Here is a 13,573-nt window from a genome sequence, read left to right as displayed (position 1 = left end):
GGGGGATGGGGGGCAAACGAATATGGTACCGCCCCGCCTTCAGGGCTTCTGGCAGACGGGGCAGAAAAAGCTAGAGCGCTGGCCCTGCCGCAAGCTGCGCACGGCGCTGCCACAGGTCCGGCAGGGCTCGCCGGCACGGCCGTAGACCATGGCCTCGAGCTGGAAGTAGCCGGTCTTGCCTTCGGCGCTGGAGAAGTCGCGCAGCGTGCTGCCGCCGGTCGCAACCGCGCGCGCCAGCACGTCGCGCACCGCCGTCCAGAGGCGCATGGCCCGGGGACGCGAAATGCGCGACGCCGGCACCGTCGGCCGGATGCCAGCGGCAAACAGGGCTTCGGAAGCATAGATGTTGCCCACGCCCACCACCAGGTCGCCCGCCAGCAGAACCTGCTTGACCGGCGCGCTGCGGCGCCGCAGTCCCTCGATGAAGCGCTCGGGATCGAACTCCTCGCCCAAGGGCTCCATGCCCAGCCGGCCCAGCAGCTTCTGCGCGGTGGGAGCCGACTCGTCGGCCACGAACACCACCGCGCCGAAGCGGCGCGGATCATGCAGCCGCAAGGTGCCCCGGTCGGTCGCCAGATCGAAGTGGTCGTGCACGCCGGGCGGCGGCAACTCGGAGGCGAAGGACAGGCTGCCCGACATGCCCAGGTGCAACAGCAGCAGGCCCGCATCGAGCTCCAGCAGCAGGTACTTGCCGCGCCGGCGCACCTGCAGCACCTGCCGCCCCTGCAGATCGGCGGGCACGCAGTCCAGCGCCCAGCGCAGCGGCTTGCCGACCCGTGCAGAGAACACGCGCGCGCCCGCGATGCGCGCGGCAAAGCTCATGCGGGTGACTTCGACTTCGGGCAGTTCAGGCATGCGGGGCGGGTGAAGGGACGTAAAGACCGGTAAGTGCGATGCGAAGGCGCGGGCGCGCGCCGTGGGCCTTGAATTATTATGGGCCGATGAAGCCCCTTCGCCTCGCAGCGGCTATTGCTGCAGCGCTGGCCGCACTCTTCGCGGCAGCCCCCACCGTCCATGCCCAGGCGGTCCCCACCATCGGCCCAGCGGGGTCAGGTCCGGCACCAGCGGAACAGATCAAGCGAACGCCCATAGCGCTGGACAATGCCGGCGCCGCCACCGCAGAGCGCCGCGACGCCGAGCTGTTCTACGAGGTGCTGCTGGGCGAGATGAACGTGGGCTCCGGCGATCCCGGCGCCGGCTTCGCGCTGCTGCTCGACGCCGCGCGCAAGACCCATGACCCCGAGCTGTACAAGCGCGCCGTCGAAGTGGCGCTGCGCGCCAAGTCGGGCGATGCCGCCCTGCTGGCCGCACGGGCATGGAAGGAGGATGACCCGACCTCACGCGATGCCAACCGCTACGTGCTGCAGATCCTCGTCGCGCTCAACCGGGTATCGGAAACCGCCGAGCCGCTGGACCGCGAACTGGCACTGACCGAGCCGCGCTCGCGCGCCGCCACCTACGCCGCCATCCCGCCGCTGTACGCGCGCGTCACCGACAAGCGCGCCGCGCTCGACCTGGTGGAGAAAGCCCTGGCGGGCGACCTGCAGAAGCCCGCGGTACCGGCCGACGGAGCCGCCGCCTGGGTCACGATCGGCCGCATGCGGCTGGCCGCCGGCGACGATGCCGGCACGCTCGACGCAGCCCGGCGCGCCCAGGCCTTCGATCCGAAGGCCGAAGGCCCGGCCATCCTGGCGCTGGAACTGATGGGCCCGAAGGAGCCGCAGGCCGAGCCCATCGTGCAGCGCTATCTGACCAGCGGCAAGCCGCTGGCCGAACTGCGGCTCGGCTACGCCCGCGCGCTGTCCGATGCGCAGCGCAATGCCGAAGCGGCCCAGCAGTTGCAGGCGCTGACCGTCGAGCACCCCGAATTCCCGGAAGGCTGGCTGCTGATCGGCGCGCAGCAGGTCGAGGACGGCCAGTACGACAAGGCCGACCAGTCGATCCAGACCTATCTCGACCTGCTGCGCGCCCAGATCCCCGAAGGCGGCAAGCCCGACGAAGCCCAGGCGCGCGGCCAGGCCCAGGCCTACCTGCTGATGTCGCAGATCGCCGAGAAGCGCGGCGACCTGCAGGCCGCCAACGGCTGGCTGGAGCGCATCGACAGCCCGCAGGCGCTGATCGCGGTGCAGACGCGCAAGGCCGCGCTGCTGGCACGCCAGGGCCACATGGCCGAGGCACGCCGGCTGATCCAGCAGATTCCCGAGCGCGCGCCCAGCGACGCGCGCCTGAAGCTGATGGCCGAAGTGCAGCTTCTGCGCGACAACAACCAGCACCAGCAGGCCTACACGCTGCTCGCGCAAGGCCTGACCAAGACGCCTGAAGATGCCGACCTGCGCTATGACCTTGCCATGAGCGCCGAGAAGCTCGGCCGTCCGGACGAGATGGAGCGCCTGCTGCGCCAGATCATCGAGCAGAAGCCCGACTACTACCAGGCCTACAACGCGCTCGGCTATTCCCTGGCGGACCGCGGCCTGCGCCTGCCCGAGGCGCGCGAGCTGATCAAGAAGGCGCTCGAATTCGCGCCCGAAGATCCTTTCATCACCGACAGCCTGGGCTGGGTCGAGTTCCGCGCGGGCAACCGCGAGGAAGCCGCGCGCATTTTGGAACGCGCATTCAAGTCCCGCCCCGACCCGGAGATCGCCGCCCATCTCGGGGAAGTGCTCTGGAGCCTGGGCCAGCAGGACCGCGCCAAGGCCGTCTGGAAGCAGGGCCTGCAGCTCAACGCCCAGAACGACACGCTGCTGCAGACCCTCAAGCGCTTGCGGGTCAAGCCATGACGAGCCCGGCCAGCCGCCGGCAAGCCTGCCTGGCACTGGCGGCATTTACTCCTATTTTTATAGCAGGATGCCAAGGAATCTCCAGGGCCAGACCCACTTTTGATGCAAAATCCGAGTTCTGGAGCGGCCGGCTGGCCCTGCAGGTCGATGGTTCGGACACCCAGTCGTTCTCGGCCACCTTCGAGCTGCGCGGCCGCGCCGAGGCCGGCGAACTCGCACTGTTCTCCCCGCTCGGAAGCACCCTGGCCCTGCTGCAATGGTCGCCCGGCAACGCGACGCTGCGCAACGGCGATGAACAGCGCAGTTTCGGCTCGCTCGACGCCCTGGCGGCGCAGGTCACCGGCACCGCCATCCCGATCGCGGCACTGTTCGACTGGCTCGCCGGCACGCCCACCCCGGTCCCCGGCTGGCAACCGGACCTGCGGCAGCATGGCGAGGGGCGCATCAGCGCCCGCCGCACCGACCCCCTGCCCACGGCCACGCTGCGGGTGGTCTTCGAGCGCTGATGCACGCCCTCTACGACATACCGGCGCCGGCCAAGCTCAACCTGTTCCTGCACATCACCGGCCGGCGCGCCGACGGCTACCACCTGCTGCAGTCGGTCTTCATGCTGATCGACTGGAGCGACACCCTGCACTTCGAGCGCCGCGCCGATGGCGTGCTCAGCCGCGAAGACCTGAGCACGCCGCTGCCGGCCGACGACCTGGTGCTGCGCGCGGCGCGTGCCTTGCAGCAGGCCGCGGGCGTCGGGCTCGGCGCCCACATCGGCGTGGCCAAACGGATCCCGGCCCAGGCCGGCATGGGCGGCGGCTCCTCCGATGCGGCCAGTTGCCTGCTGGCGCTCAACCGGCTGTGGGACCTGCGCCTGCCGCTGGCGCGGCTGGAGGCCATCGGCCTGGCGCTCGGCGCCGACGTGCCCTTCTTCCTGCGCGGGCGCAACGCCTGGGTGGAGGGCGTGGGCGAATGCATCACCCCCCTGGAAGGCGCCGCGGCGCTGCCCCGCCAGCGTTTCGTCGTGGCCAAGCCGGACGCCGGCATCGAGACAAAGTCGATTTTTTCGTCTCCAGCCTTGGAACGCAATTTGGATAGTGCTAGAATCGCAGGCTTCGCTGCAGACCATTACGGCTTTGGCCGAAACGTCCTGCAGCCCGTAGCAGAGGCATGCTGCCCCGCCGTCACACAGGCTCTTCATTGGCTTGCCGGCAAGGGGTTGAATGCCAGAATGACGGGCTCTGGAAGTGCCGTGTTTGCAGCAGCGCCACACGATATCGACCTGCGGGATGCGCCCGGCGCATGGCAGGTCAGGCAGTGTGGCAATCTGGACATCCATCCTCTGGCCGGGTGGGCGTCCAGTCAAGATCAAGGGTAGGCAGCGCTTGCGCTGTCGACCTGTGTAGGGGAGTCGCCAAGCTGGTTAAGGCACCGGATTTTGATTCCGGCATGCGAAGGTTCGAATCCTTCTTCCCCTGCCAAAACTCATGCGTCCGTCAAGGTACGCCCAGGCAATTTTTCCACGATCGCCGGACCCCTCATGCAGGCTCAGCACCCTGACTTCCTCGTCTTCACCGGCAATGCCAATCCCGGCATGGCAACCGAAATTGCGGCACACCTGGGCATCACCCTCGGCAGCGCGCAGGTAGGCCGCTTCTCCGACGGCGAAATCACCGTGGAGATCAACCAGAACGTCCGCGCGCGCGACGTGTTCGTGGTGCAGTCCACCTGCGCCCCGACCAACGACAACCTGATGGAGCTGCTGGTGATGGTCGATGCGCTCAGGCGCTCGTCGGCCGAGCGCATCAGCGCCGTCATCCCCTACTTCGGCTACGCCCGCCAGGACCGCCGCCCGCGCTCCTCGCGCGTGCCGATCTCGGCCAAGGTCGTGGCCAACCTGCTGCAGACCGTGGGCGTCTCGCACGTCCTGACCATGGACCTGCATGCCGACCAGATCCAGGGCTTCTTCGACATCCCGGTCGACAACATCTACGCCTCGCCGGTGCTGCTGGGCGACCTGCGCCAGAAGAACTACGAAGACCTGATCGTGGTCTCGCCCGACGTCGGCGGCGTGGTGCGCGCGCGCGCGCTGGCCAAGCAGCTCAACTGCGACCTCGCCATCATCGACAAGCGCCGGCCCAAGGCCAACGTGAGCGAAGTCATGCACGTGATCGGCGAGATCGACGGCCGCAACTGCGTGATCATGGACGACATGATCGACACTGCCGGCACGCTGGTGAAGGCTGCCGAGGTGCTCAAGGAGCGCGGCGCCAAGAAGGTCTACGCCTACTGCACGCACCCGGTGTTCTCCGGCCCGGCGCTCGAGCGCATCGCCAGCGGCACCGCGCTCGACGAGGTGGTGGTCACCAACACCATCCCGCTCGGGGACAACGCGCGCGGCTGCGCCAAGATCCGCCAGCTGTCGGTGGCGCCGCTGATCGCCCAGACGATCCAGCGCATTGCCCGCGGCGAGTCGGTGATGAGTCTTTTCTCGGAGCAGGACAAGCTGATCTGATCCGGGACCATCGCGGGCCTTCCTGGTGAAGGTCCTTTTTGCAATCGGAGCCGCACTGGTCGCGGTCGGCTTCTACAGGAGTTAGTATGAAATTCGTCGCTTTTGAGCGCGCCAAGCAGGGCACGGGTGCGAGCCGCCGTCTCCGCATCTCGGGCAAGACGCCCGGCATCGTCTACGGTGGCGAAGGCCAGCCGCAGCTGATCGAGCTGGACCACAACGCGCTGTGGCACGCCCTGAAGAAGGAAGCGTTCCACGCCTCCGTCCTCGAAATGGAACTCGCCGGCGCCACCAGCAAGGTTCTGCTGCGCGACGTGCAATACCACCCGTTCAAGCAACAGGTGCTGCACATCGACTTCCAGCGCGTCGACGCCAAGACCCGCCTGCACATGAAGGTGCCGCTGCACTTCAAGGGTGAAGAAGAGTCCGAAGCCGTCAAGCTCAACCACAACCTCATCACCCACGTGGTGACCGAGCTCGAAGTGAGCTGCCTGCCGTCCGACCTGCCCGAGTTCATCGAGGTCGACCTCTCCGGCCTGAAGAACGGCGACACCCTGCACGTGAATGACCTGAAGCTGCCCAAGGGCGTGAAGTTCGTGAGCCACGGCAAGGTGAACCCGGTGGTCGTGTCGGCCGTCGCGCCGCGCGTCGAGGAAGAGCCCGCACCGGCCGCCGACGCCGCAGCCGCAGCGCCCGCGCCTGCACCCGCCAAGGGCAAGGGCAAGAAGTAAACCGTCGCAAGACACGCCCCAGCCCCACGGCCCGCTTCTGCGGGCCGTTTTCATTGCCGGGCCCACCGGTTACGCTCCGGGGACCACCTGAGAGGCCTGCATGCAGCGCTTGAGCATTTCCATAGACGACGACCTGGCCGCGGACTTCGAAGCGCTGATCGCGTCGCGGCGCTACGGCAACCGCTCCGAAGCGTTCCGCGACCTGGTGCGCCGGGAACTGCGCCAGGAGCGCTTGGCCGTGCGGCCGGATGCACCCTGCGTGGCGTCGTTGAGCTATCTGTACGACCACCACGACCGCACCACCACGCTGCGGCTGCTGGACCTGCAGCACGACCACCACGTGCTGACGCTGGCGTCCACGCATGTGCACCTGGAGCATGACCTGTGCCTGGAGACGCTGATCCTGCGCGGACCGGCCAACGCGGTCAGCGACCTGGCCAACGCCATCCTGGCCGAGAGGGGCGTGAAGGACGGGCAGTTGCATCTGATGGCCTGAAGCCGCGCGCCGCTCCTGGAGCGGCCCTTGCGCGGACTTCGCGACGGGATAATCGCGCCCCATGATCAAACTCTTCGTCGGCCTGGGCAACCCGGGCCCGGACTACGAGGCGACCCGCCACAACGCCGGCTTCTGGTGGATCGACGCCCTCGCGCGCGAATGGAAGCTGCAGCTCAACGTCGAGAAGGGCTACTGGGGCCTCATGGCGCGCGCCACGGTCGGCGGCCAGCCGGTCTGGCTGCTGGAGCCGCTGACCTTCATGAACGCCTCGGGCAAGTCGGTGGCCGCGCTGGCGCGTTTCTTCAAGATCGCCCCGTCGGAAATCCTGGTGGCGCACGACGAGCTGGACATCGCGCCGGGCCAGGTCAAGCTCAAGCTCGGCGGCAGCCACGCGGGCCACAACGGGCTGCGCGACATCCATGCGCAGTTGGGCAGCGCCGACTACTGGCGCCTGCGCCTGGGCATAGGCCACCCGGGCGTGAAGAGCGAGGTGATCCACTGGGTGCTGAAGAAGCCTTCGCCCGACCACCGCATTGCCATCGAGCAGTGCATAGACCGTTCGCTCAAGGCGGTGCCGGCGATGCTGGCGGGCGACATGGAGAAGGCCACCATGCTGGTCCATACCGACAAGCCGCCCCGGCCGAAGCCGCCGCGCCCCGCCGAGGTCTGATCAAACGGCCCGGTCGGGCACCGCCTGCAGCCGCAGGTACTTCTGGTAGAGGGTTTCGCGGTCTTCCCGGTGCGCCGGGTTGACCGGGATGCAGGCCACCGGGCAGATCTGCACGCACTGCGGCTCGTCGAAATGGCCGACGCACTCGGTGCAGCGCCGCGGGTCGATCTCGTAGATGTTCTCACCGGGGTGGATCGCGTCGTTCGGGCACTCGGGCTCGCAGACGTCGCAGTTGATGCACTCGTCCGTGATCATCAGCGCCATGCCGCACCTCCGGCCCGGGGCGAATGGCGAACGTGGCGGCGGCGGTGCATGCCCCGATTATCCGCGCCGCCGCAAAGCCCCGGCCATCGCGCGGATGTGGTCATAATGCACCGCACAAAAGAAGGACTTTCCTCTGCCGATACCGGATGCGGCCGGCCCGCTGCCCACGACTCCATGAGCGTCTTCCTCGCCAAGCGCCTCCTCACGCTGATCGCCACGCTGGCCGGCGCGTCGATCGTGGTGTTCCTGGTGCTGGACATCCTTCCCGGCAACGCCGCGCAGATCCTGCTCGGGCCGGACGCGGCGCCGGACGCGGTGGCCGCGCTGGCGCACAAGCTGGGGCTGGACCAGCCCGCCTGGACGCGCTACTGGCACTGGATCGGCGGGCTGCTCACCGGCGACCTGGGCGAGAGCTATGCCTACGGCTCGCCGGTGCTGGAGCTGATCCTGGAGCGGCTGCAGCTCACCGTGCCGCTGGCGCTGCTGGCCATGCTGTTCACCACGGTGCTGGCGCTGGCGGTGGGCGTGAGCGCCGCGGCGCGCCACAACCGCCTGGCCGACGTCGGCCTGATGGGCCTGGCCCAGGTCGGCATCGCCATTCCCAATTTCTGGTTCGCCATTCTGCTGATCCTGGTGTTCTCGGTGAAGCTGCAATGGTTCTCGGCCGGCGGCTTCGACGGCTGGGACGCGGGCCTGCTGCCGGGCCTGAAGGCGCTGCTGCTGCCGGCGCTGGCGCTGGCCGTGGTGCAGGCGGCGATCCTGGCGCGCATCACGCGCTCGGCGGTGCTGGAGGTGATGCGCGAGGATTTCGTGCGCACCGCGCGCGCCAAGGGCGTGACGCAGCGCGCCGTGCTCTGGACCCACGTGCTGCGCAATGCGCTGATCCCGGTGGTCACGGTGATGGGGATGCAGTTCTCGGAACTGCTGGCCGGCACCATCGTGGTGGAGAACGTGTTCTACCTGCCGGGGCTGGGCCGCCTGATCTTCCAGGCCATCAGCAACCGCGACCTGGTGGTGGTGCGCAACTGCGTGATGCTGCTGGCGGCGATGGTTGTGGTCGTGAACTTCGTGGTCGACGTGCTCTACGCGGCGATCGACCCGCGCCTCAAGGCGAGCGACCTGTGAGCGCGCCCCTGGTCCTGGCCGGGCACGCGCCCGCCGCCCCCGGCTTCTGGCGCCGCGCGCTGCGGCACCGCAGCTTCGTGCTGGGCGGCGCGCTGACGCTGCTGCTGGTGCTGGCCGCGGCGCTGTCCTGGGTGTGGACGCCCTGGCCGCCGAATGACATGGACCTGGCCGCCAAGCTGCAGGGGCCTTCGGCCGCGCACTGGCTGGGCACGGATGCGTTCGGCCGCGACGTCGCCTCGCTGCTGCTGGTGGGCGCGCGGGCCTCGATCCTGGTGGGCGTGATCGCCGTGGGCATCGGGCTGGTGGTCGGCACGGCGCTCGGGCTGCTGGCCTCGGCGCGGCGCGGCTGGGTGGAGGAGGCGATCATGCGGCTGTCGGACTTCTCGCTCGCGTTCCCGGCGATTCTCTCGGCCATCATGCTGACGGCGGCCTTCGGGCCGGGCATCGTCAACGCCATGGTGGCGATCGGCATCTACAACATCCCGACCTTCGCGCGCATCGCGCGCGCCTCGGCCAACGCGGTGTGGTCGCGCGAGTACGTGGCCGCCGCGCGCGCCTGCGGCAAGGGCGCGCTCTCGATCACGCTGCAGCACGTGCTGCCCAACATCTCGGCGGTGCTGATCGTGCAGACCACGATCCGCTTCGCCATCGCCATCCTGGCCGAGGCGGCGCTGTCCTACCTGGGCCTGGGCACGCAGCCGCCCCAGCCTTCGTGGGGCCGCATGCTGAGCGAGGCGCAGACGCTGATGTTCCAGCAGCCGCTGCTGGCGGTGTGGCCGGGCATGGCGATCGCGCTGGCGGTGCTGGGCCTGAACCTGCTGGGCGACGGGCTGCGCGACCTGCTCGACCCGCGCCTGGCCAGGGCACGCTAGATGGCGCTGCTCGAAGTCGACGACCTGCGCATCCGCCTGCAGACCCCGCGCGGCGCGGCCGATGCGGTGCGCGGCATCGGCTTTGCGCTGGAGCGCGGGCAGACGCTGGGCATCGTCGGGGAATCGGGCTGCGGCAAGTCGCTCACCGCGCAGTCGCTGATCGGGCTGCTGCCGCCCGCGGCGCGGGCCACGGGCAGCATCCGCCTGGACGGCCAGGAGCTGCTCGGCCTGCCCGAGCGCGCGCTGTGCGGCATTCGCGGCAGTCGCATCGGCATGGTGTTCCAGGAGCCGATGACCGCGCTCAACCCGCTGCACACCATCGCCCGCCAGGTGGGCGAGCCGCTGCGCCTGCACCGGGGCGTCTCGCGCGCGGCGGCGCGGCAGGCGGCGCTGGCGCTGCTGGAGCGCGTGGGCATTCCCGATGCGGCGTCGCGGCTGGACGCCTATCCGCACCAGTTCTCGGGCGGACAGCGCCAGCGCATCGGCATTGCCATGGCGCTGGCCTGCGGGCCGGACCTGCTGATCGCCGACGAGCCGACCACCGCGCTGGACGTGACCGTGCAGAAGCAGATCCTCGCGCTGCTGCAGGAGTTGGTGGCCGAGCGCGGCATGGCGCTGATCCTGATCTCGCACGACCTGGGCGTGATCGCGCAGAACGTCTCGCGCACGCTGGTGATGTACGGCGGCAGCGTGGTGGAGAGCGGGCCGACCGCGGCCGTGTTCGCCGCGCGCGCCCACCCCTACACGCGCGGGCTGTTCGCCGCGCGGCCGGCGCTGGGCGCGCCGCGCGGCACCCGCCTGGCGACCATCGCCGGCAGCGTGCCCGAGCTGGTGGATCTGCCGCCCGGCTGCGCGTTCGCGGGCCGCTGCCGCTACACGGCGGACGCCTGCCGCAGCACCGTGCCGCCGGCCACGAGGCTGCCGCACGGGCACCTGGTGCGCTGCCTGCGGCTGGACGAGATCGGCGTGGAGCGGGGACTGGCGTGATGGATGCTATTAAATTAATAGCTACAAGCCCAGTTGATACCTGGGCTACAGGCACTTTTCATCAAGAAAATGGCGAAAAAGCGCCGCTGCTTCAGGTCACGGACCTGGTGCGCCGCTACACGCTGCCGCGCGGCTCGCTGTTCAGGCCGGCGCCGCAGGTGCGCGCGCTCGATGGCGTGAGCTTTCGCATCGAGGCCGGCAAGAGCCTGGGCATCGTCGGCGAATCGGGCTCGGGCAAGTCCACGCTGGCGCGCATCGTGATGGCGCTGGATGCGCCCAGCGCCGGCAGCGTGCGGCTGCTCGGGCGCGATCTGCACGCCCTGCCGCGCGCCGAACTGCGCCGCGCGCGGCGCGACTTCCAGATGGTGTTCCAGGACCCGTACGGCTCGCTCGACCCGCGCCGCAGCGTCGAGCGCATCGTGGCCGAGCCGCTGGAGGCGCAGCGGGGCCTGGACCGCGCCGCGCGGCGCGAGCGCGTGTGCGCGGCGCTGGAGGCGGTGGGCCTGCGCGCCGGCGACCTGGACAAGGTGCCGCACGAGTTCTCGGGCGGGCAGCGCCAGCGCATCGCGATCGCGCGCGCGCTGATCACCCGGCCCCGGCTGATCGTCGCCGACGAGCCGGTGAGCGCGCTCGACGTCTCGGTGCAGGCCCAGGTGCTCAACCTGATGCAGGACCTGCAGCGCGAGTTCGGCATCAGCTACCTGCTGATCAGCCACGACCTGGCCGTGGTCCAGCACCTGTGCGACGAGGTCTGCGTGCTGCACCGTGGCGTGGTGGTCGAGCGCGGCACGCCGCAGCGGCTGTTCGCCCATGCCGAGCACCCCTACACCCGGGCGCTGCTGGCCGCGGTGCCGCGCGCCGAGCCGGCGTGGCCCGCCGAGTTGATGTAACGTCCCTTTTTGCTTCCCGTTCTAGCCGGAGCCCCGACCATGCCGAACCGCCGCACCGTCCTCACCTCCACCGCCCTGGGCGCGCTCGCGGGCACGCCGCTGGGCGCCCTGGCCCAGGGCCGCAAGGGCACGCTGGTGCTGGGCATGACGCTGGAGCCGCCCGGCCTGGACCCGACCGCCGCGGCCGCCTCGTCCATCGGCGAGGTGACGCTCTACAACCTCTATGAGACGCTCACCAAAATCAACAGCGACGGCAGCGTGGCGCCGCTGCTGGCCGAGCGCTGGGAGGTCTCGCCCGACCTCAAGACCTACACCTTCCACCTGCGCCGGGGCGTGCGCTTCCACAACGGCGAGCCCTTCAACGCGCAGTCGGTCAAGTTCAGCTTTGAGCGTGCCGCCGGCGAGAAGAGCACCAACAAGGACAAGCGCACCTTCCAGAACCTGTCGGTGCAGGTGGTGGACGAGTACACGGTGGTGCTGCTGAACCAGGAGGTGGACCCGGACTTCCCCTTCCTGCTCGGCCAGGCCACCGCGGTCATCGTCGAGCCCAGGAGCGCCGAGGGCAACGTCACCAAACCCGTGGGCACCGGCCCGTACCGGCTCGCCGCCTTCGCACGGGGTTCGTCGCTCACGCTCGAGGCCTGGGACGGCTTTCGCAACCCCGGCGCGATCCCGATCCGGAAGGCCACCTTCCGCTTCATCAGCGACCCGGCGGCCCAAGCTGCGGCGCTGCTGGCCGGCGACGTGGACCTGTTCGCCCGCTTCGCGCCGCGCGGCGCGGCGCAGTTCCAGCACAACCCGCGCTACCAGGTGCTGGTGGGCGGCTCGCGCGCCAAGACCATGGTCGCCATCAACAACGCGAAGAAGCCGCTGGACGACGTGCGCGTGCGCCGCGCGATCTATGCCGCCATCGACCGCAAGGCCATGATCGAGGGCGCGGCCGACGGCTACGGCGTGCCGATCGGCAGCCATTACGTGCCGGGCGCGCTCGGCTACGTCGACACCACCGGCCTCAACCCCTACGACCCGGACAAGGCCCGGAAGCTGCTGGCCGAGGCCGGCGTCAGGACGCCGCTGGAACTGGTGGTGACCCTGCCGCCCACGCCCTATGCGCGCCAGGGCGGCGAGATCCTCGCGGCCCAGCTGGCCAAGGTCGGCGTCACCGCCCGGCTGCAGAACGTGGAATGGGCGCAGTGGCTCTCCGGCACCTATGGCAACAAGAACTATGACCTCAGCATCATCTCGCACGTCGAGCCCTTCGACCTCGGCAACTACGCCAAGCCGGACTACTACTGGGGCTACAAGTCGGCGAAATTCGACGCCCTGTACGACAGGATCAAGAACACCGGCGACATGCGCGAGCGCGCCCGGCTGCTCGGCGACGCACAGCGCCTGCTGGCCGAGGACGCGGCCAGCGCCTGGCTCTACCAGCCGCAGTGGATCACGGTGGCGGGCAAGAACCTCCGGGGCTTGTGGAAGGACATGCCGATCTTCGTGAACGATCTGTCGGCCATGTCCTGGGCTTGAAATGACACGCCCCCAGGCTTCGCGCACCTCGTGTCGCTGCGCCAGCCCCCTTGCGGGGGGCGCACCCAACGGCCCGGCAAAGCCGGCTCCGCGGATGTTCGCGCGTGGCCTGCTCCGCGGCCTTGGGCGTGCTTTCGTTTTATGCGCTGCGGATGATGCCTGGCGCCCTGGAGAATTGAATGGACGCTAGTACCGGCTCCCCCAGCCAGGAGCTGCACCAACTCCCGGCCAGCGCGCTGGGCGCGGCCTACCGCAGCGGCGCACTGTCGCCGGTCGAGGTCACGCAGGCGGTGCTCGCGCGCATCGAGCGCTGGGAGCCGCAGTTGCAGGCCACCTACCTGCTGCGCCCCGAGGCCGCGCTGGCGCAAGCGCGCGCCTCCGAGGCGCGCTGGCGCAGCGGCACGGCGCTGGGGCCGCTGGACGGCGTGCCGGCCACCATCAAGGAAAACATCGCCACGCAGGGCGACCCGCTGCCGCTGGGCACCGCCGCCACGGCGCTGGTGCCGGCCGCGGCCGATGCGCCGCCGGCGGCGCGCCTGCGCGAGGCCGGCGCGGTCATCGTCAGCAAGACCACCATGCCCGACTTCGGCATGCTGTCCTCGGGGCTTTCGTCCTTCCATGCGCTCACGCGCAACCCGTGGGACCTGGACAAGGGCCCTGTCTCTTATACACATCTAAAAAAGGGGGGGGGGGGGGGGGGGGGGGGGGGGGGGGGGGGGGGGGGGGGGGGG

General features: G+C 69.7%; 15 protein-coding genes and 1 tRNA gene. 14 read left to right on the top strand and 2 right to left on the bottom strand.

Going from position 1 to position 13,573, the window contains the following annotated elements; all coding sequences use genetic code 11:
- Positions 1–39: 39 nt before the first annotated feature.
- Positions 40–855, bottom strand: coding sequence for a bifunctional DNA-formamidopyrimidine glycosylase/DNA-(apurinic or apyrimidinic site) lyase (gene mutM, locus JHD63_RS12295; RefSeq protein WP_198971035.1), 816 nt, complete (start codon positions 853–855; stop codon positions 40–42).
- 86 nt (positions 856–941) lie between these two features.
- Here mutM and JHD63_RS12290 point away from each other — a divergent pair, with 86 nt between their 5' ends.
- The 8 genes from JHD63_RS12290 to pth all read left to right on the top strand — a co-directional run bounded on the left by JHD63_RS12290 (position 942) and on the right by pth (position 7,177).
- The gene (locus tag JHD63_RS12290; RefSeq protein ID WP_198971034.1) at positions 942–2,777 is read left to right on the top strand and encodes a tetratricopeptide repeat protein; all 1,836 of its coding nucleotides are present in this window, start codon (positions 942–944) and stop codon (positions 2,775–2,777) included.
- Positions 2,774–3,283 carry a lipoprotein insertase outer membrane protein LolB gene (locus tag JHD63_RS12285; RefSeq protein ID WP_198971033.1) on the top strand — a complete coding sequence of 170 codons (510 nt, stop codon included), beginning with the start codon at positions 2,774–2,776 and terminating at the stop codon, positions 3,281–3,283. The genes JHD63_RS12290 and JHD63_RS12285 overlap by 4 nt, the downstream gene beginning before the upstream one ends.
- Positions 3,283–4,146, top strand: a complete 864-nt coding sequence (gene ispE / locus JHD63_RS12280; RefSeq protein WP_198971032.1) for a 4-(cytidine 5'-diphospho)-2-C-methyl-D-erythritol kinase — start codon at positions 3,283–3,285, stop codon at positions 4,144–4,146. The genes JHD63_RS12285 and ispE overlap by 1 nt, the downstream gene beginning before the upstream one ends.
- Before the next feature lie 26 nt (positions 4,147–4,172).
- A tRNA-Gln gene (locus JHD63_RS12275) sits at positions 4,173–4,249 on the top strand.
- Positions 4,250–4,308: 59 nt separating this feature from the next.
- Positions 4,309–5,283 carry a ribose-phosphate pyrophosphokinase gene (locus JHD63_RS12270; RefSeq protein WP_198971031.1) on the top strand — a complete coding sequence of 325 codons (975 nt, stop codon included), beginning with the start codon at positions 4,309–4,311 and terminating at the stop codon, positions 5,281–5,283.
- Positions 5,284–5,369: 86 nt separating this feature from the next.
- On the top strand, positions 5,370–6,011 hold the full coding sequence (locus JHD63_RS12265; RefSeq protein ID WP_198971030.1) for a 50S ribosomal protein L25/general stress protein Ctc: 642 nt from the start codon (positions 5,370–5,372) through the stop codon (positions 6,009–6,011).
- A 100-nt stretch (positions 6,012–6,111) separates the two neighbouring features.
- On the top strand, positions 6,112–6,507 hold the full coding sequence (gene nikR, locus JHD63_RS12260; RefSeq protein WP_198971029.1) for a nickel-responsive transcriptional regulator NikR: 396 nt from the start codon (positions 6,112–6,114) through the stop codon (positions 6,505–6,507).
- A gap of 61 nt (positions 6,508–6,568) precedes the next feature.
- Positions 6,569–7,177: an aminoacyl-tRNA hydrolase gene (gene pth / locus JHD63_RS12255; protein WP_198971028.1), complete on the top strand. Its 609-nt coding sequence runs from the start codon at positions 6,569–6,571 to the stop codon at positions 7,175–7,177.
- Here pth and JHD63_RS12250 read toward each other — a convergent pair whose 3' ends face one another.
- Positions 7,178–7,441, bottom strand: coding sequence for a YfhL family 4Fe-4S dicluster ferredoxin (locus JHD63_RS12250; protein WP_198971027.1), 264 nt, complete (start codon positions 7,439–7,441; stop codon positions 7,178–7,180).
- 174 nt (positions 7,442–7,615) lie between these two features.
- On the opposite strand from JHD63_RS12250, the gene JHD63_RS12245 reads away from it, so the two are divergent.
- From JHD63_RS12245 to JHD63_RS12220, 6 genes are all read left to right on the top strand, one after another.
- The gene (locus JHD63_RS12245; RefSeq protein ID WP_198971026.1) at positions 7,616–8,566 is read left to right on the top strand and encodes an ABC transporter permease; all 951 of its coding nucleotides are present in this window, start codon (positions 7,616–7,618) and stop codon (positions 8,564–8,566) included.
- Entirely contained in the window at positions 8,563–9,438 is an 876-nt protein-coding gene (locus JHD63_RS12240; RefSeq protein ID WP_198971025.1) for an ABC transporter permease, read from the top strand. Before JHD63_RS12245 ends, JHD63_RS12240 begins: the two co-directional genes overlap by 4 nt.
- Positions 9,439–10,425, top strand: coding sequence for an ABC transporter ATP-binding protein (locus tag JHD63_RS12235; RefSeq protein WP_198971024.1), 987 nt, complete (start codon positions 9,439–9,441; stop codon positions 10,423–10,425). It abuts the gene before it with no gap.
- A complete protein-coding gene (locus JHD63_RS12230; protein ID WP_198971023.1) occupies positions 10,425–11,315 on the top strand; it encodes an ATP-binding cassette domain-containing protein in 891 nt (296 codons plus the stop codon). Before JHD63_RS12235 ends, JHD63_RS12230 begins: the two co-directional genes overlap by 1 nt.
- Positions 11,316–11,354: 39 nt before the next feature.
- Positions 11,355–12,842, top strand: coding sequence for an ABC transporter substrate-binding protein (locus tag JHD63_RS12225; RefSeq protein WP_198971022.1), 1,488 nt, complete (start codon positions 11,355–11,357; stop codon positions 12,840–12,842).
- Positions 12,843–13,021: 179 nt separating this feature from the next.
- On the top strand, positions 13,022–13,573 hold a 552-nt coding region (locus tag JHD63_RS12220; protein WP_255519271.1), incomplete at its 3' end, for an amidase family protein.

This window comes from Xylophilus sp. ASV27 (assembly GCF_016428875.1).
Taxonomy (GTDB): Bacteria; Pseudomonadota; Gammaproteobacteria; order Burkholderiales; family Burkholderiaceae_C; genus Xylophilus.
This window is presented reverse-complemented; position numbering and strand designations above follow the sequence as displayed.

Coding starts and splice junctions, on each gene's coding strand:
- JHD63_RS12290 (WP_198971034.1), top strand. CDS start 942: ATGAAGCCCCTTCGCCTCGCAGCGGCTATTGCTGCAGCGCTGGCCGCA.
- mutM (WP_198971035.1), bottom strand. CDS start 855: ATGCCTGAACTGCCCGAAGTCGAAGTCACCCGCATGAGCTTTGCCGCG.
- JHD63_RS12225 (WP_198971022.1), top strand. CDS start 11,355: ATGCCGAACCGCCGCACCGTCCTCACCTCCACCGCCCTGGGCGCGCTC.
- JHD63_RS12235 (WP_198971024.1), top strand. CDS start 9,439: ATGGCGCTGCTCGAAGTCGACGACCTGCGCATCCGCCTGCAGACCCCG.
- JHD63_RS12270 (WP_198971031.1), top strand. CDS start 4,309: ATGCAGGCTCAGCACCCTGACTTCCTCGTCTTCACCGGCAATGCCAAT.
- ispE (WP_198971032.1), top strand. CDS start 3,283: ATGCACGCCCTCTACGACATACCGGCGCCGGCCAAGCTCAACCTGTTC.
- pth (WP_198971028.1), top strand. CDS start 6,569: ATGATCAAACTCTTCGTCGGCCTGGGCAACCCGGGCCCGGACTACGAG.
- nikR (WP_198971029.1), top strand. CDS start 6,112: ATGCAGCGCTTGAGCATTTCCATAGACGACGACCTGGCCGCGGACTTC.
- JHD63_RS12245 (WP_198971026.1), top strand. CDS start 7,616: ATGAGCGTCTTCCTCGCCAAGCGCCTCCTCACGCTGATCGCCACGCTG.
- JHD63_RS12265 (WP_198971030.1), top strand. CDS start 5,370: ATGAAATTCGTCGCTTTTGAGCGCGCCAAGCAGGGCACGGGTGCGAGC.
- JHD63_RS12230 (WP_198971023.1), top strand. CDS start 10,425: ATGGATGCTATTAAATTAATAGCTACAAGCCCAGTTGATACCTGGGCT.
- JHD63_RS12285 (WP_198971033.1), top strand. CDS start 2,774: ATGACGAGCCCGGCCAGCCGCCGGCAAGCCTGCCTGGCACTGGCGGCA.
- JHD63_RS12250 (WP_198971027.1), bottom strand. CDS start 7,441: ATGGCGCTGATGATCACGGACGAGTGCATCAACTGCGACGTCTGCGAG.